Genomic DNA, 20870 nt, shown 5'->3' with positions numbered 1-20870 from the left:
TATTTAATCTAGTAGGTTGAAAATTATTTCAATTTGTTTCAAAACTTTGGTAAATTAACCAATGTTTAACACATCTTTCATAGTAAAGACGCCTTTTTTGTCTTTAATCCATTCAGCAGCAATTACAGCTCCCATCGCAAACCCTTGTCTACTATGTGCTGTGTGTGTAATGTTTATAGAATCAATTTCTGAGTTGTAGGTAACCTCGTGCGTGCCAGGAATGTTTTCAATGCGTTTAGCATCAATAAAAATCTCGTTAGGTTCTGGTGACTCTAATGTCCAGTTGGTATAGTGAGAATTTTTTATAACTTCTTCAGCTAAAGTTATTGCAGTACCACTTGGAGCATCAAGTTTTTGAGTATGATGAATTTCTACCATCTCGGTAGAATACTCATTAAATCCAGACATTAATTCACTTAGTCTTCTGTTAATTTCGAAAAAGATATTTACACCTAAACTAAAGTTAGAGGCATATAGAAATGTACCATCATTGTCCTTACAATACGTAACAATATCATCATAGTGTTCAAGCCAACCTGTCGTGCCTGAAATTACAGGAATTCCTGCGTCTAAGGCTTTCTTAATATTATATACAGCAACAGAGGGAATGCTAAAGTCTATAGCGACATCAGCATTTTTAAAATCATAATCAGAGTCTTTATCAGAAACCTTCAAAGTAATACTGTGACCACGATTTACAGCGATAGCCTCAATACTTTTGCCCATTCTACCATAACCGAGTAGTGCTATTTTCATATTAAAAATTAAAGTTAAGTGTTAAGCCTAAGTCCGATGCGTTTTCCATTTTATTATATTGAAAATGCGGACTTAAACTTAGATTATCATCCACATTGAATTGAAGTAAATGTGCATCAATATTGGCATCCAAAATATTCAGAGCATAAAAACCTAATGTAACTAGGAGTGAAAGATCTTTATTTCGTCTTGCTTGTGTTTGCGCTCTAACAAGTGCGTCAGTAGAAATGTTAGGTGAATCACCATCGCCATAGAACTCGTCATCCTTAAAACCAGCTAGACGTCTTTTATAAGCATCTCTATAACGGTCGAGTTGTTTAGTGTTAAAATCATAAACTAAAACACCTCCTGCGATTGCGCCCCAAACAATTGGAATTTTCCAATACCTTTTATTATAAGCCTGGCCTAATCCTGGAAGTACAGCTGATAAAAATGCTGCTTTAGCAGGACGTAGCGGATCTATTGGAGTCTTTACCAATGTATCCATTGCAATAACGACTTTATCATTAACAGCAATACTTGTGCTGTCCGTTTCTATTTGAGAATATGAGAATAGAACAGAAACAAAGCACAATAAAATTGCCAAGAAATGCTTATTTGTTCTCACGCTGAACTAATTTTTTAATACGATTAAAATCTTCTTCAGAATGAAATGGAATAGTAATTTTTCCGCTTCCATTTTTAGCAACTTTCACATCTATTTTATGACCAAAATATTCCGAAAATTCTTTAACCCCCTTTTTTATGTGTTTAGGGATTTCAATTTTAGTAGATTCTACTTCAATATCAGTCGGATTAGTACCTAAATTTTTAACTAATTGTTCTGTAGCTCTAACAGATAGTTTGTTAGTTATAATTTTTTCATAGACTTCAAGTTGATCAACTTGGTCTTCAATATTAACCATCGCTCTTCCATGACCCATACTAATAAATCCATCACGAATACCAGTTTGAATAATTGGATCTAATTTAAGTAAACGCAAGTAATTAGCAATTGTAGAACGCTTTTTACCTACACGTTCGCTCATTTGCTCTTGTGTTAAATTGATTTCGTCAATTAGGCGTTGGTATGATAAGGCAATTTCAATAGCATCTAAATCTTGGCGTTGAATGTTTTCAACCAATGCCATTTCTAAAGACTCTTGGTCATTAGCAATTCTGATGTAAGCAGGTATGGCTTCTAGACCAATTAATTTTGAAGCCCTAAAACGACGCTCACCTGATACTAATTGATAGTTGTTAAAAGCTAATTTTCTAACTGTTATAGGTTGTATAACACCTAATTCACGGATAGAAGATGCTAATTCTCTTAGTGACTCTTCGTTAAAATTAGTTCTAGGTTGAAATGGATTAACTTCAATACTAGCAAGCTCTAATTCTACAATATTGCCCACAACTTTATCTGCGTTTTTATCTTCTGCAGAATTAATATCATTTTCAGGATCTTTCAATAAAGCAGAAAGACCTCTACCTAAAGCTTGTTTTTTAGTTGCTTTCGCCATTATAATTCATTTTTCTTTATCAACTCTTTTGCTAAACTTAAATAATTTGCAGCACCTTTACTACTAACATCATAATTAATGATGCTTTCACCATAACTTGGCGCTTCTCCTAATCTGACATTTCGTTGAATAATAGTTTCAAAAACCATATCACTAAAATGCTTTTGTACTTCTTCTACCACTTGGTTAGAAAGTCTTAATCGAGAATCAAACATCGTTAAAAGCATGCCTTCAATGTCTAACGCTTCATTATGTATTTTTTGTACACTTTTAATAGTATTTAACAGTTTGCCTAATCCTTCAAGAGCAAAATATTCACATTGTATTGGTATTATAACAGAATCTGCTGCAGTTAATGCATTTAAGGTTAATAAGCCAAGTGAAGGTGCGCAGTCTATTAAAATATAGTCATAATCTTCTTTTAGCTTAGTGATAGCTTTTTTTAGCATGTATTCACGCGCTTCTTTATCTACTAACTCAATTTCAATGGCTACAAGGTCAATATGTGCAGGTATAACATCTACGTTTGGTGCATTAGAGGTCACAATGGCAGCTTTAGCATCTGCAGAGTGCTCAATTAATTGATAAGACCCAATCTCAACATTATCTACATCAATCCCTAAACCAGAACTCGCATTGGCTTGCGGATCTGCGTCTATAAGTAATACTTTTTTCTCTAACGCTCCTAGTGAAGCTGAAAGGTTTACAGAGGTTGTAGTTTTGCCTACACCTCCTTTTTGGTTTGCTATTGCAATGATTTTACCCATCAAATGATTCGGTTTGTTATAAGGGTTTAAAATTACGATTATTTACGAGTTTATAAAATTGAAGTTGTTAACATTAAATTAAATTGTTTATCAGCCTTTGAGCATATACAGAACTTTAATTTTAATCAAGATAAAGATTAGGAAAAGCGGTTTTAATTGGTCTAAAGAGCCTTTAATTTTTGCTCATTTAAAAATTGCAGAACTTTATTGAAATAGTTGTCTCCACCAACTTTCCATACGTTTACGTGGTTAGCTGAATCTATTTCTATAAAATCTTTATCGTCGCTTTTTATATTTGAAAAATTGTTCTTTCCATAATCTATTTTAATCCGATCATCTTGATTGCCGTGAACGACAAGTACAGGTTGTGTAATATTTTCACAATATTTTAATGGGTTAGCATCATTAGGGTCAAATTCTGCAATGCTTCCAGCTCTGTTAACTAAATAATTTGAAAAAGGAGTGAAATTAAATCCAGCATGAAGTTTGAAATAATCATTAACAATTGTTCTAAAATCTGAGAATGTACTTTCAATAATTCCAAATTTTATGCGCTGATCAAAGCCCATGGCTTGCAAACCGATGGCGCCTCCAAGCGATTGTCCCCAGATGCCAATATGGTCTAAGTTTTCTTCGGTAGATAGATAATCAATAACTTTTTTAATGTCTTTCTTTTCATTTACACCAAACGTACAGAATTGTCCTTCACTTTTGCCATGTGCTCTGGAGTCTAACGCAACAGAATTATAGCCTTTCTCTGCCAAGTAGGTACTTAAATCGAAAAAGGTATCCTTGTTTGAGCGAATACCATGTAGTAAAATTATTGTTCCGTAAGTGGAGTCTATACTAGAAAGAGTTAATCTCGCAGATAGTTTTATGCCGTCAAAAGAAGAAATGCTTAGTTCTTTTCTCTGTATGTTTTTCTCTGATATTGAGGCTACATCGAAATCTATATTTTTATTCCTTTTAATTAAACCAACAATAGGATTTCTAATTTCAGTTATTAATCTTGGTATAAAAAAGTGAATTAGAAATAAGCTTAAAACTGAAAATAAAAGAAATAGTCTTTTTAATATTTTAAGGCTACGGATTTTTGATGTTCTATTCATCAATTAAAATCTCTAAAATCTGAATTGCAGCATCACTAATTTTTGTTCCTGGACCAAAAACGGCAACGGCACCAGCGTCAAATAAATATTGATAATCTTGCTTTGGGATTACACCACCAACAATAACCATAATGTCATCGCGTCCATATTTTTTTAGTTCGTCTATTACTTGAGGAACTAGGGTTTTATGTCCTGCTGCTAAGGAAGATACACCTAATATATGAACGTCGTTTTCTACGGCTTGTTTAGCGGCTTCTTTTGGTGTTTGAAACAGTGGTCCTATGTCTACATCGAAGCCTACATCTGCATAGCCAGTGGCTACAACTTTTGCCCCTCTATCATGACCATCTTGACCCATTTTGGCAATCATAATTCTTGGTCTTCTGCCGTCTTGTTCTGCAAATTGATTCGCTAGTTCTTTAGCTTTTAAGAAGCTTTTATCGTCTTTTATTTCTTTACTATACACGCCTGAAAATGATTTTATTTGTGCTTTATGTCGTCCGAATTCAGCTTCTAGAGCATCGCTTATTTCTCCCAAGGTGGCTCTATTTCTAGCTGCAATTACTGCTAAAGCTAATAAATTATTATCCTGTGACTTAGCTGATTCTGTTAATTTTGCTAATGCGTCATTAACAGCATTGGTGTCTCGCGTGGATTTAATATGCTCTAAACGTTCTATTTGCTGCAATCTAACGGTTTGATTGTCTACTTCAAGCGTAGATATTGGGTCTTCTTGTTCTAGCTGATATTTGTTAACACCAATAATGATATCTTGACCAGAATCAATTCGTGCTTGTTTTCGTGCCGCAGCTTCTTCAATTCTAAGTTTCGGTATTCCAGCTTCAATTGCTTTGGTCATTCCGCCTAAATCTTCAACTTCTTGAATGAGTTCCCAAGCTTTATTTGCGATATCATCAGTTAATTTTTCAACGTAGTAACTTCCAGCCCAAGGATCTACGGTTTTTGTAATTTGTGTTTCTTCTTGTAGGTATATTTGGGTGTTTCTTGCGATTCTTGCCGAGAAATCAGTTGGTAATGCTATCGCTTCATCTAATGCATTAGTGTGCAAACTTTGAGTGCCTCCGAAAGCTGCGGCAGATGCTTCGATACATGTTCTGGCCACGTTGTTAAATGGATCTTGTTCAGTAAGGCTCCATCCAGATGTTTGACAGTGCGTTCTTAGCGCTAAAGACTTTTGATTTTTAGGATTAAATTGTTTTACAAGTTTTGCCCATAACATACGAGCAGCTCGCATTTTTGCAATTTCCATAAAATGGTTCATGCCAATTGCCCAGAAGAAAGATAGACGAGGAGCAAAGGTATCTATGTCCATGCCAGCGGCAAGCCCTTTTCTAATATATTCTAAACCATCTGCTAAAGTGTATGCTAATTCTATATCGCATGTTGCACCAGCTTCTTGCATGTGATAGCCAGAGATGCTAATGCTATTAAATTTTGGCATATTTTTACTTGTGTACTCAAAGATATCTGAGATAATCTTCATGGAAGGTGTAGGAGGGTAGATGTAGGTGTTACGCACCATGAATTCTTTTAAAATATCATTTTGAATTGTACCTGCAAGCTGTTCTGGTGTTACGCCTTGTTCTTCTGCTGCAACAATATAAAACGCTAGAATTGGCAAAACAGCACCATTCATGGTCATTGAGACCGACATTTTATCTAATGGAATCTGATCGAAAAGTATTTTCATGTCTTCTACAGAATCTATGGCTACACCAGCTTTACCGACATCGCCAACAACGCGTTCATGATCAGAGTCATAGCCTCTATGTGTTGCTAAGTCAAAAGCCACTGATAAGCCTTTTTGTCCTGCCGCAAGATTACGTCTGTAAAAGGCATTACTTTCTTCTGCTGTAGAAAAACCTGCATACTGTCTAATGGTCCATGGTCTGCGCACATACATAGTTGAGTATGGTCCACGTAAATACGGAACGATCCCAGCAACGAAATCAAGGTGTTCGATGTTTTTGATGTCGTCTTTTGAGTATAACGATTTTACAACGATGTCTTCGGCTGTTAAAAAATCGCTAACTGGCCTAGGGTGTTGATTGTTAGTTGTTGATCCTAGCTCTAAATGTTGAAGATTTTTTCTACTCATTATAGTATCATTTTTTCTAGATAAGGGTCAAAATTGACTTCAAAGGGTGTTGAGAGGTTTATGAATACGGTTTTGTTGTTTGAAGATACAAAATAAACATGCTGAAAAGCTTGATGATTAAGTTTTGTGTTTTCAATTTTATAAATAGCCTTAAATATTTGAGTGTTTCCTGAGACGTTATGTTTAGCTGTGATTTTTGTGTAGTTAAGATCTGTCATGCTAGAAACTTGATCTTGGTTTTGTCTAATTATTCCTAGTAAAAATTTAGCATCTTGTCTTGTAATGGGTGTAAAAGGAATACTATTGATGGTGTAGGTTGAATTAGATATGCTATCAAAAAACACATAATGATTGCCTTCCATTTCTCGCATTATTTTTAATCGCGTATGTTCTATTTCTAAGTCAGTATTATCCACAACTAATGAGTCTAGAAGTGAGGTGTAGTCCACCATATTGTAACGTTTAAAACTTTCTGGAAGCCCAATTTTTATTCCGTCATCTTCAAGTAAATGTTGCTTACTTATAATAAGATCTGACGCATTGGTTTGTGTCCAGTCTTGAATCTCCTTTGCGACTTCATAACATGATGTGAAAAATAGTAGGAAAATACTAATTTTTAGTACTATTGATTTTTTCAATACCATGTTTTATTCTTTGTTTAATCTATTGATTTCCAAATTTTCAGATAGCCTTTTTTGAATGATTGGTTCAATTAAAGTTTTGCGCTTATTAACTTTTAAAAATGGACTGACTTCTAAATCATTTTTCATTTTGTCTGCTAAATTAGGATGCTTATTTGTACCTAAAAGCACAAGTTCTTCGGCATTAAAATTAGCCTGTTCTTTAGTTGCGCTTTCTTTAATTTTTCGTTGAATAGTACCTTCTTTTAATTGACTTAAAAAACCACCTTGCTCTTCAATATCTTTAAAAAGGAGAAGTGCTTTTTCTGCGAATTGTTTCGTGATATTTTCGATATAATAAGCGCCATCAGCAGCATTATTTACCTTATCGAAATAGCTCTCATTTTTTAAAACTAAAAGTTGATTTCTTGCAATACGATCTCCGAACTCATTAGACTCATGAAACAATACATCGTAAGGAAGGTTATAAACTACATCTGTACCACCTAGTATTGCACTCATGCACTCAGTAGTAGTTCTAAGCATATTTACATTGTAATCGTAAATGGTTTTATTTCGTTTACTTGGCGTTGAGATAATTCTACAATCTGTATTAATACCATATTCGGCAGCCAAGGTTGACCATAATAAGCGTAAGGCTCTTATTTTTGCAATTTCGAAGAAATAGTTTGAACTAATAGCGGTACAAAAAGTAACATAAAGCGATGTTTTGGCATCCTTAGTTAGTATTTTATCAATGCTATTTAAATATTCGTTGCAATGCGCTAAACCGTATGCTAATTGTTGAATAATGGTAGCTCCTGCATTTTGATATAAGTCTAAATCAATACTAAATTGATTGGTTGATTTTACAATAGCTTCAAATTTTATATGATCACCTTTTAGATTTGCATACCAATTGCCAGTTTGGGCTAGATTACCAATAATATCTGTGTGAATAGTTACTTGTGATCCGTTTGAAATATGATGTGTGTAATCTAATATCTTCTGTGTGAATTCTTCTGAGAGAAAATCACATTTAATATCAATACTTACTGCGCTTAAATCAATATTTTTGAATAATTCTTCAGGTGTAATATGATCAGCCTTGATATGAAAAATTATATTTTCTGCACCACGACTTATCGCATCTATTGCTTTAAGATTGCTGTCTTTAGCTGTATTGACTTGAATAAATTGGCTAATTGCCCAAGTAGTTTTTGGATTAATAGAAGTGTCTGGCAGCGATTCAAATTCATCTGAATGATAGAAAGGTTTTACATCAATACCTTCATTGTTTTTCCAAATTAAAGTATCGTTGTAGTCCGCTCCTTTTAAGTCTACCTGTATTTTTTGTTTCCATCCTTTTGAAGAAACACCTTCAAAATCACTAAATAATGAGTTACTCATCTTTCTTTTGTTTTGCTATGCTGTCTTCATATTCAATAATAAATATGTCTTCATTAGGCTTTTTCATGTAGTAGTTTTCACGTGCTGTGCGTTCTATGCCTTCATCTGTACTCAACTCTTTTATGGCCTTATCATCTTTTGCCATTTCATTTCTGTAATGTTCTTTTTGGTATTCTAACTCTTCTATATCTGAATTTAATTCATGATGAAATATCCATGAATGCGCATCAAAAAACAGCATCCATACTGCAAATACAGCCAGAACAATAATATAGATGTTCTTGAATGGTTTTAGATATTTAGAGTTTAAAAATTTCATTAGAGGCGCTCGTTAATAATAGTTTTAACGATATCTACAGCTACCGAATTATACTTATTGTTTGGCATTATAATATCCGCATACTCTTTCATAGGTTCAATGAATTGTTGATGCATTGGTTTTAATGTATTTTGATAGCGTTGTAAAACCTCGTTGATATCTCTACCGCGTTCTGTTATGTCTCTTTTTAATCTACGAATTAAACGCTCATCAGAATCTGCATGAACAAATATTTTTATATCAAAAAGATCTCTTATTTCTGGATGAGAAAGAATAAGTATTCCTTCTACAATCATTACTTTTCTTGGTTGTGTAACTATAATATCTCCTGTTCTATTATGTTTTACAAATGAATATACAGGTTGGTTTATGGATTTACCTTCTTTAAGCTGTATAAGATGTTGTTCTAACAATTCAAAATCTATAGATCTTGGATGATCAAAATTTATTTTTACACGTTCTTCAAAGCTTAAATGCGAGGTGTCTTTGTAATAAGAATCTTGAGAGATAACACCTACTTGACCTTCAGGAAGTTCCTTTAAAATTGTATTTACTACTGTGGTTTTTCCGCAGCCTGTACCACCTGCAATTCCTATTATAAGCATATTTTTATCTTAATTTATTTGAGTTTGACAAATTTAGCTATTTAAGTATAAAGCATACTTATAACTTAGAAACTTTCTCAGGTGTAACAAAATTATCTATTTTATTCTCCCAACTATTATTTATAAAATTGGTAACATCTGCAACTTCTTTATCAGAGAGTCCTAAAGCTGTCATATTGCCATTATATGTGATGCCATTGACTACAATTTCTCCAGTTAAGCCGTATTTAATGGCTTTTATACTTTTTGCTTGATTGTCTTTTAGAAAATCTGAGTTTGCTAAAGGCGGAAAGACTTTCGTTACACCTTTACCATTGGGTAGATGGCAGGAAACACAAAAATCATCATATATAACGCTGCCTCGTGTTATACTTTCTTTAAGAGAGGATTGATCCTGGTTTTCAGAAATGTAGTTCTGTTTTTTTTGCTTCGAATCACAAGATGTTAGCGAAAGTAGAAGTGATATAATTAGAATGTAGTTTTTCATTTTCTTGTCAATTTTACAATACCTAAATTTTCTATTGCGACATAAATGTAACCGTCAGGTCCTTGTTTAACACATCTTACACGACCTAAACCATCTAAAAGGCGTTCTTCTTTTATAACTTTATTGTCTTTAATAGTGCACATATTTAAATACTGAAACTTTAGAGAGCCAATAAGTAAATTTTTACTCCAGTCTCCATATTTATCGCTATTTATAAACACCATTCCGCTTGGCGCTATTGATGGATCCCAGTAATGAATTGGTTGTTCCATACCTTCTTTCTCGGTAATCTCAGTGAATTTTGTACCACTATAATTAACGCCATGGCTAATAATTGGCCAACCATAATTTAGTCCTTTTTTTATAACATTTATTTCATCGCCTCCTTTTGGTCCATGTTCATTAGTCCAAATTTCTTTAGTTTCAGGATGTAGTGTCATGCCTTGAGGGTTTCTGTGACCATAAGAAAAGATTGCCGTTTTAGCATTATCTTCATCAACAAACGGATTGTCTGCAGGTATTGTACCGTCATCATTGATCCGGTATATCTTACCGCAATCTTTAGTTATATCCTGAGGATTTTCATCTCTATTTCCACGATCGCCAATTGAGAAAAAGAGAAATCCATTATCATCAAAAATTAAACGTGACCCAAAGTGTTGCCCTTTTGTAGAATTAGGTGCAGCTTTATACAATACTTCTAAGTTGATTAAGCTATTGTCTTTAATTTGCGCTCTAGCAATAGCCGTATTTCCTCCGGAATCTTCTCCATCAGAAGAGGCGTATGAAAAATAAAGCCAACCATTGCTCTTATAGTCTGGGTGTAACAAAATATCAAGTAAACCGCCTTGGCCTCGGTTGTAAATTTTTGGGAGTCCTGAAATTGTAGTTTTTTTATTATCCTTAAAATGGATTAACTCTCCCGATTTTTCCGTGATTAAAATAGAACTATCGGGTAAGAATGTAAAACCCCAAGGAATAATGAGGTTATCTACAATGATTTCATGGCTATTTTCTTTATTAATTGGGTTTTTATCTTGAGCACAAGCTATTGTACTGAATAGAATAAAGCAAAAAGCGAGGCGTTTTAAATTCATAATTTTTAAAAGAAAAAAGATTAGTTTTTAAAGTTAATTAAATGTTGCTAGATTTTAAAGAAAAACTCTATATTTGCATTCCGAAATTGGGAAACCTAAATTCGGGGTGTAGCGTAGCCCGGTTATCGCGCCACGTTTGGGACGTGGAGGCCGCAGGTTCGAATCCTGCCACCCCGACTTTCAATAAAAAAAGCTCAGCAAATGCTGAGCTTTTTTTATTATATTAGCTTAATACCATTTAAAGTGAATTCCTGATGCTACTACAACACCAACCAAAATTACTAGCACTAGAATTATAAACCGTGCTCCAAATTTTGTTTTTTCATCTTTTTGGAAAATATAATCTCCTCTTTCTTCATCTTCTTCTTTTACAAATTTCATCTTATTTTTGTTTTTATTTGTTAATATAAATTGTTTTCTTGTTTACAAAGGCAAGCATGCCTTCTTTAGATAATTCACGTCCATATCCTGAAATCTTAGTACCACCAAAAGGTAGTCTTGGATCTGATTTTACCATTTCATTGATAAAAAATGCACCATCTTCAATTTCTGAAATACGTTTTGATGCTGCTTCATAATCTGAAGTGAACACCATAGTCCCTAATCCAAATTTTGAGTTCGAAGCTACTTTATAAGCTTCATCTTCGTTTTTCACTTTAATTACGGCTGCCATTGGTCCAAAGGTTTCTTCTTTAAATACTGGCATTTCAGCAGTAACATCAGTTAATATTGTGGGTTGATAATAAGCGCCATCTCTTTTATTTCCTAGGAGCACATTTGCGCCTAACGCGATAGATTTTTTTACCTGTTCTTCTAATTCTTCGGCTAAATCTTCTCGAGCCATACATGATATAGTTGTGTCAGTATGTGTAGGGTCTCCATATTCTAAGTCTTTTACTTTAGATGTAAATTTCTCTATAAATTCATCATAAATAGTTTCTTCTACTATAAAACGTTTGGCTGCTATACAACTTTGACCAGAGTTCTGCATTCTAGCTTTAACTATAGTATCAATATGCTCATCTAAATCCGCATCATTTAGTATAATACAGGCATTGTTTCCACCCAATTCTAATAGTGATGTTTTTAAATTCTTGCCAGCAAGTTCTGCGATTTTTCGTCCCGCCTTCTCGCTTCCTGTTAATGAAACTGCCTTAACGATGTCATTTTTCAATAAATCTTCAACAGTATCATGGTCCGTAACTAAGGTTTGAAAACAACCTTTAGGAAAACCTGCATCAATAAATAATTTTTCAATCGCAACGGCACAGCCAGTAACATTAGAAGCATGCTTTAATAAACCAACGTTGCCTGCTGTTAAAGTGGGAATCGCAAACCGGAATACTTGCCAAAATGGGTAATTCCATGGCATAATGGCTAAAATACAGCCCAATGGGTCGTAGCTAATAAAGCTTTCAACCGCTTCAGTCTTTATAATATCATCTTGCAGAAACTGATCTGCATTTTTTATATAAAAATCAATTAAAAGAATACATTTTTCGATTTCGGCTACACTTTCCTTAACAGGTTTCCCCATTTCGGAAGTAATAAGTTGACTTAGATTCGATTTGTTCTCAAAAGTTACATTTGCTAGAACCTTTAATAACTCTATACGTTCTTCAATCTCATAATTTTTCCAAGATTTGAAAGTTCGATCGGCTAATTCTAATTTTTCATTTAAGGTGTCTTTCGATTCTAATTTATATGTCTCAAGTTGATTACCATTATAAGGATTATATGTTTTTATTGTTTCTGCCATGTTTTATCGTTTTCCTCAAAATTAAATTATTCACTCAGTATGGTTTAGTTTAAAAGCTAAAATGTTTAACGTAAATGATAATTATCAAAACAGCTAAAATCGTTATGTATAGAGTTAAGCATAGGCAAAAGTTGCTTATATCTTTGTGTCACAGCAAAGCGCTGAAAATTATATTAAATTAAAAAATAACATTATGAGTAATAACGGAAATACAGTTTTAGGAATTTTAGCAGGAACAGCAGTAGGTACAGTTTTAGGTATCTTGTTTGCGCCAGATAAAGGAAGTATTACAAGACAAAGAATTGCAGATGAAGCTGCAGCAAAGAGAGATTTGATGGCTGAAAAAGCATCTGAAATAAGAGACTCATTAGGCGATACGATTTCCTCACAGAAAGAAAATTTAGATCACCAAGTTGAATCTATTGTTTCTAATGCTAGCTATAAAGCTGAGGACGTAATAACTACACTAGAATCTAAATTAAAAGATTTAAAAGCTAAGAACAAGAACTTACAGAAAAAAGCCTAATTGATGAGTGTTTTTAACGACATAAACGATACAACTAATAAAGCTTCTCATATTGGTGAGCGTTACGTAAAAGCGTCTCACCAATATTTTAAATTGAAGATTTTTCAACAATTAACCTTGTCATTAAGTCTAATGACAAAAGTATTGGTTGTTGGTAGTTTGGTATTTGCGGGATTAGTATTTCTTTCTATTGCATTAGCATTAGAAATAGGTAAGTCAGTAAACAGTTTTGCTCTAGGTTTTTTAATAGTTGGCGTTATTTATGTGGTTTTATCGTTGGCTCTTTATATGATGAGAACAAAATTTAACTCAGCAATAATTAAAAGAGTAGGACTTAAATTTTTTAATTAACATGAAGACATATACAAATTTTGACGATATCGATAATGATTTAAAACGTTTTAAACTAGAACGCGATATAGCATGGGAAGAACTGAAACTAGTAAAAGCAGACTTCAAGGAAGACTTGCAACCATTAAATTGGGTGAGCACTGCCTTAAAGCTTACTGGTAAATACAGTTTTATAGCTATTATAAGGAAATGGTTATTTAAAAAATGATATTAAATAACCTCCACCTTAGTTGGTGTTTGCATCTTGAATTCGTTTGGAGATACATTATATTTTTCTTTAAAAATTTTAGAAAAATAACTCCTGCTAGTAAAGCCAATTGTGTAGACTACTTGAGAAATATTTAAATCGGTAGTTTTAAGTAAATCTCGCGCTTGCTCTAATCTTACATGACGAATAAATTCAGTAACTGTACGTGTATATAAAAATTTAAAACCATCTTGAAGCTTGGCTTGAGATAAACCAGTTTCATTAGATAAATCTTCCAAATTATAAGATTTTGAAGGGTTCTTTAATATTTTCTCTCCAACTTTTCGAATTCGTTTCAATTCACTTTTCACTAATGAAGTGGGTAATTCTACCCCTTGGGATTGTTTAATATATTGTTGAATATGTAACGATAATATCTCATAAACTTTGGCTTCCATTTTTAAAATACGCAACATTCCTTTTGTTTTAATGTTATGTAATTTTTTAACGTGGTCTGCCATTTTTAAGTTTAAGGTGCCATGATGTGAAAATCTATTATCATGATCAGTGTCAACAAATACTTCTTGTAACTTTTTATTCAAGGTAGAAACTTTGGTAGTTCGTTTCTTCAAAAAGTCTTTTCTAACTATTTGAATAATATTCGTTTCAATTCTCACACCTTCTTTAAAATGCAAACAATTAATACCATCAGTTTTATTAGTAAAAATTAAAGTTTGAAATTGTTCTATTAAAGCTTCTCGACTTTGAATACCAAATCGATGTAAAAATTCGCCTTGAAGATTATAAATAAATCGAATAGGATTGAATTCTGTAGCTTCTATTCTTAGTACAACTTCGCTTAAAAATTCAATATCATAAATCATTAAATTTACGCCCCAATCAAATGGTATTACTTTAACAGTGCCGTTTGCTTTTTCATTATTAACAACAAGAGTGCTTTCTCCCCAACGCTCTAATATTTCGCCTCCAATATTATTTTGTAGTTGTTCTATGATGTCTTTAGTGTTTTCCGCACTAATTAATATTTCTGTCATTTCTTATGTGTCTAATAATGTGGTTAAATCAATGTAAGTATACTTTATCTCCCCAATATGCTCATAGACATCCTTGCCCTTTTTAATATCGTCCCAGTATAATTTACTATCTAAATCTTTGGTGTTGTATTCATCTAATAGGTTAGAAGAAAACAGAAGGTATTCGTCAGTTTTGATATCATTTTTTAATAAACGATGCGCTACAATAACATCTTCACCAATAAGTTTTATATGCTTGCCTATTTGCACTGAATCAATTTCTTCAGAATAATGCAATATAATTTTTAAGCCTAATGTTTTTGGTATGGATTTACTGCCACTTTTATGTTGATGTTTAATTTCTAATTTTCGTAGCTGTTTGTAAAACTGAGTATAGAAGTATTTACATTGACGTATTAAATCTTTCAATTTGGGTAATTCCCCTCGCTTATAAAACAATACGGCATCACCTTCAATTTCTGAGACTCTTAATCCTATTTCATTAGAATAGATTATTTCGTTTAAAAGCGAGGGAATGACTTTAGAGTTTAACTCATTATCCGTTTCACTCATAAATTGTGTAAACCCACTAATGTCGGGTATGCAAATTAGCATTGCTTCATATCGTTTGTAAAGATTTAAGTAAAGATAGATTTAAAATATTTAACTTTTAATGTTTCTTCTGCATTTAAGTTAATTTTTAAATCTTATGAGCAAAGTGAGTTATATGCATCAATATATATTTGAAGGAACCAAAAATATAACTGAAATGAAAATATACGAAGCCATAAGAAATGACCATGACATTCAAAGAGCACTTTTAGACAAGCTAACTCAGACGTCTGGCGATACAAAGGAGAGAACACAGATATTTAAAGAATTAAGGATGGAACTCGAATTGCATGCCAACGCAGAGGAGCACCATTTTTACAAACCCTTAATTCCTGTAGATATGATGCAAGAGCATGCAAGACATGGTATTGCTGAACATCATGAAATTGACGAGTTAATTGAGCAATTAGAAAAAACGGAAAAAGACTCTTCTGCATGGTTAAAAATAGCAAAGGATTTAAAAGAGAAAGTGGAGCATCATCTAGAAGATGAAGAACATACATTTTTTCAATTATCTGGTAAAGTTTTAACCGAAAAAGAAAAGAATGAACTCGGTACTAAATACAACAACTTCATGGAAGAGCATCGAAAAAAGTAATTGTGATGACGTTGGTTTTTATTTGAGTTAAAACAAAAATCTTATGCATTAAACCTTCAGGGAAATAGATGATATTTTTGTGAAGTAAGAGATAAAAAGAGATGGGAAGTGGTACACATCTAAAAAATAAAGTACCATTAATTTTAAACATATATAAAATGAGTACTTACACAGAACAAGTAGGAAAAAAACTAAACAATTTATTAGAAAAAACATACGATGCGGAAAAAGGATTCACGAAAGCAGCAGAAAATATAGAGCATGCTTCATTAAAGACTTATTTTAGAAATAAAGCACAAGAGCGTCTAAATTTTGGAAGAGAACTAAAAGAAGAAATTAGAAGTTTCAACCAAGATGTAGACAAAGGAGGAAGTATTACAGGTTCTGCTCATAGAGCATGGATGGATGTAAAAAGTTTATTCTCGGCTAATGACGAAGAGTCTATGTTAAATGAAGCAATAAGAGGAGAAAAAGCAGCCATAGAAGAATATGAAGATGTGTTAAATGAAACAAGTCTTCCTATGAGTACAAAATCAATTCTTCAGTCTCAAAAATCCGCAATTAATAACGGGTTAGCTAAAATTAACGCGTTAGAAGATATTTATTAATAGCAAAGTTGGTTAGGTTAAGTAGAAAAGGGTGTCATTTGAAAAAATGATGCCTTTTTTTTATATATAAACGTTTCTATATGAGTTAGTAATCTATGCGTTTGTGTTAAAGAGTTACCATAATCAAGCTTATCTTTACAGTAAGAAATTAGACTAGCTAATTTTAGTATTAATTTAAAACCAAAACATATGTTACGTTGGACAATCACATTTATCATAATCGCAATTATAGCAGCCGTATTAGGCTTCGGAGGAATCGCAGGAGCAGCAGCAGGAATCGCTAAAATTATCTTTTTTATTTTTATAGTATTATTTGTACTGTCATTATTAAAAGGATTAATTAAGAAATAAACTTTTAACCCATAAATAAAACAAGCCTAGAGTTTAAAAGCTCTAGGCTTTTTTTTTGGTTTTCACTGAAAACCGTGATAATTTAAGACATCATAATATTTAATATTGCAATACCAAATCGCACAAAACAGTAAAACATTACTTTTGTGACTAGAATATTAAAGTAGTAATGCAAATTAAAAATCCAATTTTTCTTTTATTTATAATTTTATGCTTTCTTGGTTATAGCCAAGATGATATTAATTTTAAGGCCTTTGGCCACATGCCTCAAGTTGTAAGCAATCACCTTCATGTTAACTTAAACGCTGCAGAATCGCAACAAGTTAGGTTTCAATATTTGGATACTATCGCTCAAATTTATTTAAAATCTGGTCATGCAGATTCACTGATGCATTATGGACAGTTGATTAAAAGTGAAGCGTTTTATAAGGATTCAACGTTTCAAAATATAAAAAATATTAGGCTAAGAGCATTGTATTTTGAAGGTGTAGCTGCTCAAAAAATGGGATTATTTGATGAAGCTATAAAATCTTATATTCTAGGTATAGAACAATCTACTTCAGAAAATAATATTCAAAATTATTTAAAATTACAGCTTGCTGAAACATATTTAAATAAAGGAGAATTTCAAAAATCACAGGCATTATTAGAGGAATTGCCACAAACTAAAAACGATCAAGATTTTTATTTGAGAAATATCATCGTAAAAAGTCTTTATTTAGTCTTAAATGAAGAATATGATTTGGCTGAAGCGATGATTGATAATGCACTATCTGAAAATTTCTTGTCTAATTTTCCAAAAGAAAAACTACAATTACAACTCAATTTATCTGAAATTGAATTAAGACAAGGCAATTTTAATACGTTGATTAATAATACGGAAAGTATTAAGGTGGCAGCATTAAACGAAGGTTTTTATGATCTCTTTATAGAGGCAACTTTAAAGTTAGGATATGCTTATGCCATGTTAAAAAACTATGATGTTTCTGAAATGGCATTAAGTACAGCTTACATAAATACCATTCAATGGAATCGATTAGAGTTGCAACAAAAAGTAATTAGTGCTCTAGTTAAGTTATATAATGTTAAAGGCGATTTTAAGAATGCTTATAGCCTAATGACACAATATCAGTCGGTAAGTCATGAAATTGCAGAAAAGCAAAATCAAAGATTGGTAAAAGATTTAGAGGTAAAATATGAAACCCTAAAAAAGGAAAAAGAAATTGATCTATTACAAGAAGACCAAATAAAACAAGAAGCCGAGATTAAGCGTCAATCCACTATTAAATATGCCTTTCTTATTGGATTTATTGTGATTTTAATTCCGGTAATTTTGTTGTTAATTGTGTATTATCAAAAACTTCAAACCCAAAGTTTACTGAATAAACAGCAAGAAGCTATTAACCAGCAAGAAGTAAAAACCTTATTGCAATCGCAAGAATTAGAATTGGCAAAAAATGCAATTGCTGTACAATCTAAAGAACGCGATAGAATTGCAAGAGAATTGCATGATAGTATCGGAGGTAATTTAGCAGGTATAAAATTAAAAATGAATAGTTTAGGCGATCATCAACCAGAGTTTAGACAAATTTTAAACCAGCTCGACGATACTTATAACCAGGTTAGAGAGATATCGCATAGTTTAATTCCTAAAGAATTTGAAACGAATGCCTTTACAGATTTAGTCAAAAATTATATTCAAAATATTAGTGAAGACGCATCAGTAGATTTACGTTTTGATGCTTATCCAAAGGACGTAGTAAATTCAATTGCTGTGCCACTTCAAGTTACTTTATTTAATATTGTAAAAGAATTAATTACTAACGCTCTAAAACATGCGAAGGCAGAGGAGGTTAATATTCAATTAACAACTTTACCAGAAGAAAAAAGTATTGAGCTTATTTATGAAGATGACGGTATAGGGTTTGATTTAAACTCTAACAGTAAAGGCATAGGTCTAAATAATATAGAAACTAGAGTTTCGGAATTTAATGGAACAATATCTATAAATACAGCAGAAAATAGAGGCACAGTAATTAGTATAAGTTTACCACAAACATAACGTATGAAGACACCCTTTTCAATAATCATTGCAGACGATCATTCCATGTTTTTAGATGGATTAACCAGTATATTAGCTGAGGAGTCATCAATTAATATTATTCTCACTGCAAAAACAGGTACTCAAGTTTTAAAATATTTAAGAATCAATGCGGAGGAAAAAATTGATTTGGTAATTACAGATATAAACATGCCAGAAATGGATGGCGTAGAATTAAATGCAGCTATAAAAGAAGAGTTTCCAAAAATAAAAACGTTAGTGGTTAGCATGCTAGAAGATGCTAAAAAAATAAAGACCTTAACGGAAGCAAATGCTAATGGTTATATTTCAAAAAATGCTGAAAAAACCGAATTACTTAAAGCAATAAAATCCATATTGGAAGGGCAGAATTATTTTTCGCCTCGTATAAAGCAGGTTTTAATGGAAGCCATGTTTTCAGAAAAATCTGAACCAGAAACCTCTTTAAGTAAAAGAGAAACCGAAGTTTTAAAACTCATTGCTCAAGAGTTTACAACACAAGAAATTGCAGATCAATTATTTTTAAGTAAACATACTATTGAAAGTTACCGTAAAAATTTGATCTCTAAATTGGGTGTTCGTAATTTGGCAGGACTAACACGCTACGCTGTAGAAAAAGGAATGTTAGATTAATTACTAAAACACATTTTTTATATAACTATTGAATAATAACAGGCCATTGCGCCTGTTTTTTTGTGCCATAAAATCGCTATCCCTGAAAACAGGGTAATCAATTTTACTACTTACCGTCTGTTGTACACTTGCTTATTTACTGAAATTTGTATCATAAATAATAACATAATTAACCATTAAAAATTAGAACTTATGATTTACGGAATTTCATTAATCCTTTTGAGTATTATCGCAGTACCATCACTTATTTTATCAAAAAAACCTAACGCACAAGAGTTGTTAGACAAAGTAGCACCTTACCAAGGTTGGATTGGTATTGTCTTTTGCTTCTTTGGAGTTTGGGGAATTATCTCAGCCTTCCTTAATATGGGTTGGTTAACTGTGGCACCTGTATGGTGGATTACTTTATTAGCGGGTAGTTTTGTTGAAGCAACACTTGGTTTTATGCTAGGTTTTGGAATGATCAATAAACTATTGTTAAGTAAAAATGAAGCAGCTAAAGAAAAAGCAGCAAAATTGAGAGAGAAATTAGCGCCTAAGCTAGGAAAATTAGGGATTCTTGGTCTAATCGTTGGCGGTTGGATGATTGCAGCATCGTTTATGTTCACAGTATAATCCATTAAAATTACTAAAATCTACCATTAACTTTTAAACTATTTATATCATGAAACAATTAATATTAGGAATGCTATTATGCTTATCAACATTTGCTATGGCTCAAGAGAATACAAATCAACGCTCTATAACATCTTACGGTTCTGTAGTTATTGAGTCTGAAGAACAGTTATATAAAACAGACGTTACGTTATCCTTAGAGAACAGTTATTATGCTGAGAATCCATGTACAACACTTGATGAATTAAAAACAAAATATTTTGAGGCAATTAAGAAACTTGGAATAGACACATCTAAGTTTATACAAGATGATTTAGCATATGCAGCAACTGGCTACAGAAAAGGAGGGACCGTATTTCACTTTGAAACAACAGATAAAGAAGAGATATTAAAAGTAACAGGTATTAACATGACGCAAGTAATGCCATCTTACGTTCAAGTAAAAGATGTTTTATCAGAAAAACAAATAGAAGAATTGGCAAAAAGTGCACTTCTAAATGCAAATAAAAATGCAGAATTATTGGCAAAAACAGCTGGCGAAGAACTAGATAGAATTTATTCTATTAATAGTTATGATTTAGATGGTAGCTCGTATTGGAGAACACCAAATTCAGGACCATCATATTTAAGACTAACAGTAGTTTACCTTTTAAAGAATTAAGCATTTGGCATCACTTAGTTAGTGATTTATTAGTTAGGGTTGAAGTCTGCGACGCATTTGTTCC

26 protein-coding genes and 1 tRNA gene are annotated in these 20870 nt (G+C 32.5%); 11 read left to right on the top strand and 16 right to left on the bottom strand.

Annotation, left to right across the window (positions count from 1 at the left end; genetic code table 11):
- Positions 1-54 precede the first annotated feature (54 nt).
- From dapB to ACJBCC_RS08985, 12 genes are all read right to left on the bottom strand, one after another.
- Positions 55-756: a 4-hydroxy-tetrahydrodipicolinate reductase gene (gene dapB / locus ACJBCC_RS09040; protein WP_407557001.1), complete on the bottom strand. Its 702-nt coding sequence runs from the start codon at positions 754-756 to the stop codon at positions 55-57.
- A gap of 1 nt (position 757) precedes the next feature.
- Positions 758-1363: a DUF5683 domain-containing protein gene (locus tag ACJBCC_RS09035; RefSeq protein WP_407557000.1), complete on the bottom strand. Its 606-nt coding sequence runs from the start codon at positions 1361-1363 to the stop codon at positions 758-760.
- Positions 1350-2258, bottom strand: a complete 909-nt coding sequence (locus tag ACJBCC_RS09030; protein ID WP_407556999.1) for a ParB/RepB/Spo0J family partition protein — start codon at positions 2256-2258, stop codon at positions 1350-1352. The genes ACJBCC_RS09035 and ACJBCC_RS09030 overlap by 14 nt, the downstream gene beginning before the upstream one ends.
- Complete coding sequence (locus ACJBCC_RS09025) at positions 2258-3025, bottom strand: ParA family protein (RefSeq protein ID WP_407556998.1); 768 nt, start codon at positions 3023-3025, stop codon at positions 2258-2260. Before ACJBCC_RS09025 ends, ACJBCC_RS09030 begins: the two co-directional genes overlap by 1 nt.
- 161 nt (positions 3026-3186) lie before the next feature.
- Positions 3187-4134, bottom strand: coding sequence for an alpha/beta hydrolase (locus tag ACJBCC_RS09020; RefSeq protein WP_407556997.1), 948 nt, complete (start codon positions 4132-4134; stop codon positions 3187-3189).
- Positions 4127-6253: a methylmalonyl-CoA mutase gene (scpA, locus tag ACJBCC_RS09015; RefSeq protein ID WP_407556996.1), complete on the bottom strand. Its 2127-nt coding sequence runs from the start codon at positions 6251-6253 to the stop codon at positions 4127-4129. Before scpA ends, ACJBCC_RS09020 begins: the two co-directional genes overlap by 8 nt.
- A complete protein-coding gene (locus tag ACJBCC_RS09010) occupies positions 6253-6891 on the bottom strand; it encodes a hypothetical protein (protein WP_407556995.1) in 639 nt (212 codons plus the stop codon). Before ACJBCC_RS09010 ends, scpA begins: the two co-directional genes overlap by 1 nt.
- Positions 6892-6900: 9 nt before the next feature.
- Positions 6901-8283, bottom strand: a complete 1383-nt coding sequence (locus ACJBCC_RS09005) for a methylmalonyl-CoA mutase subunit beta (RefSeq protein WP_407556994.1) — start codon at positions 8281-8283, stop codon at positions 6901-6903.
- Positions 8276-8602: a septum formation initiator family protein gene (locus ACJBCC_RS09000; RefSeq protein ID WP_299101374.1), complete on the bottom strand. Its 327-nt coding sequence runs from the start codon at positions 8600-8602 to the stop codon at positions 8276-8278. Before ACJBCC_RS09000 ends, ACJBCC_RS09005 begins: the two co-directional genes overlap by 8 nt.
- Positions 8602-9207, bottom strand: a complete 606-nt coding sequence (gene udk / locus ACJBCC_RS08995) for a uridine kinase (RefSeq protein ID WP_299101377.1) — start codon at positions 9205-9207, stop codon at positions 8602-8604. The genes ACJBCC_RS09000 and udk overlap by 1 nt, the downstream gene beginning before the upstream one ends.
- A 58-nt stretch (positions 9208-9265) precedes the next feature.
- Positions 9266-9694: a c-type cytochrome gene (locus tag ACJBCC_RS08990; RefSeq protein ID WP_407556993.1), complete on the bottom strand. Its 429-nt coding sequence runs from the start codon at positions 9692-9694 to the stop codon at positions 9266-9268.
- Entirely contained in the window at positions 9691-10791 is a 1101-nt protein-coding gene (locus ACJBCC_RS08985) for a PQQ-dependent sugar dehydrogenase (protein WP_299101381.1), read from the bottom strand. Before ACJBCC_RS08985 ends, ACJBCC_RS08990 begins: the two co-directional genes overlap by 4 nt.
- A gap of 102 nt (positions 10792-10893) precedes the next feature.
- Between ACJBCC_RS08985 and ACJBCC_RS08980 the strand changes: the two genes are divergently transcribed.
- A tRNA-Pro gene (locus tag ACJBCC_RS08980) sits at positions 10894-10968 on the top strand.
- Positions 10969-11019: 51 nt separating this feature from the next.
- On the opposite strand, the gene ACJBCC_RS08975 is transcribed toward ACJBCC_RS08980, so the two are convergent.
- Both ACJBCC_RS08975 and ACJBCC_RS08970 read right to left on the bottom strand, forming a co-directional pair.
- A complete protein-coding gene (locus ACJBCC_RS08975; protein WP_299101383.1) occupies positions 11020-11172 on the bottom strand; it encodes a hypothetical protein in 153 nt (50 codons plus the stop codon).
- 13 nt (positions 11173-11185) lie between these two features.
- Complete coding sequence (locus tag ACJBCC_RS08970) at positions 11186-12550, bottom strand: NAD-dependent succinate-semialdehyde dehydrogenase (RefSeq protein WP_299101385.1); 1365 nt, start codon at positions 12548-12550, stop codon at positions 11186-11188.
- A gap of 193 nt (positions 12551-12743) precedes the next feature.
- Between ACJBCC_RS08970 and ACJBCC_RS08965 the strand changes: the two genes are divergently transcribed.
- The 3 genes from ACJBCC_RS08965 to ACJBCC_RS08955 are packed head-to-tail and all read left to right on the top strand — an operon-like array spanning position 12744 to position 13635.
- Positions 12744-13076: a YtxH domain-containing protein gene (locus tag ACJBCC_RS08965; protein ID WP_299101387.1), complete on the top strand. Its 333-nt coding sequence runs from the start codon at positions 12744-12746 to the stop codon at positions 13074-13076.
- Positions 13077-13079: 3 nt separating this feature from the next.
- Entirely contained in the window at positions 13080-13427 is a 348-nt protein-coding gene (locus ACJBCC_RS08960) for a hypothetical protein (protein WP_299101389.1), read from the top strand.
- A gap of 1 nt (position 13428) precedes the next feature.
- On the top strand, positions 13429-13635 hold the full coding sequence (locus ACJBCC_RS08955) for a DUF6327 family protein (protein WP_407556992.1): 207 nt from the start codon (positions 13429-13431) through the stop codon (positions 13633-13635).
- 2 nt (positions 13636-13637) lie between these two features.
- Here the strand turns inward: ACJBCC_RS08955 and ACJBCC_RS08950 are convergent, their stop codons facing one another.
- Complete coding sequence (locus ACJBCC_RS08950) at positions 13638-14669, bottom strand: AraC family transcriptional regulator (protein WP_299101393.1); 1032 nt, start codon at positions 14667-14669, stop codon at positions 13638-13640.
- Positions 14670-14672: 3 nt separating this feature from the next.
- Entirely contained in the window at positions 14673-15221 is a 549-nt protein-coding gene (locus ACJBCC_RS08945) for a DUF2652 domain-containing protein (protein ID WP_299101395.1), read from the bottom strand.
- 196 nt (positions 15222-15417) lie between these two features.
- On the opposite strand from ACJBCC_RS08945, the gene ACJBCC_RS08940 reads away from it, so the two are divergent.
- The 7 genes from ACJBCC_RS08940 (at position 15418) to ACJBCC_RS08910 (ending at position 20806) form a co-directional block, all read left to right on the top strand.
- Entirely contained in the window at positions 15418-15858 is a 441-nt protein-coding gene (locus ACJBCC_RS08940; RefSeq protein WP_407556991.1) for a hemerythrin domain-containing protein, read from the top strand.
- Between the two features lie 158 nt (positions 15859-16016).
- Complete coding sequence (locus ACJBCC_RS08935) at positions 16017-16466, top strand: PA2169 family four-helix-bundle protein (protein ID WP_299101399.1); 450 nt, start codon at positions 16017-16019, stop codon at positions 16464-16466.
- 189 nt (positions 16467-16655) lie between these two features.
- Positions 16656-16817 carry a DUF1328 family protein gene (locus tag ACJBCC_RS08930; RefSeq protein ID WP_299101401.1) on the top strand — a complete coding sequence of 54 codons (162 nt, stop codon included), beginning with the start codon at positions 16656-16658 and terminating at the stop codon, positions 16815-16817.
- A gap of 169 nt (positions 16818-16986) precedes the next feature.
- Positions 16987-18879, top strand: coding sequence for an ATP-binding protein (locus ACJBCC_RS08925; protein ID WP_407556988.1), 1893 nt, complete (start codon positions 16987-16989; stop codon positions 18877-18879).
- A gap of 3 nt (positions 18880-18882) precedes the next feature.
- Positions 18883-19530: a response regulator gene (locus tag ACJBCC_RS08920; protein WP_407556987.1), complete on the top strand. Its 648-nt coding sequence runs from the start codon at positions 18883-18885 to the stop codon at positions 19528-19530.
- Positions 19531-19722: 192 nt separating this feature from the next.
- Positions 19723-20145: a hypothetical protein gene (locus tag ACJBCC_RS08915; protein WP_407556986.1), complete on the top strand. Its 423-nt coding sequence runs from the start codon at positions 19723-19725 to the stop codon at positions 20143-20145.
- 49 nt (positions 20146-20194) lie between these two features.
- Positions 20195-20806: an SIMPL domain-containing protein gene (locus ACJBCC_RS08910; RefSeq protein ID WP_299101409.1), complete on the top strand. Its 612-nt coding sequence runs from the start codon at positions 20195-20197 to the stop codon at positions 20804-20806.
- The last annotated feature ends 64 nt before the right edge of the window (positions 20807-20870 follow it).

Origin of the sequence: Winogradskyella sp. 4-2091 (assembly GCF_045765065.1) — a bacterium.
In the GTDB taxonomy this organism is placed as follows: Bacteria; Bacteroidota; Bacteroidia; order Flavobacteriales; family Flavobacteriaceae; genus Winogradskyella.
Note: the sequence above shows the minus strand (reverse complement) of the source record. Positions and strands in the feature narration are given on the sequence as shown.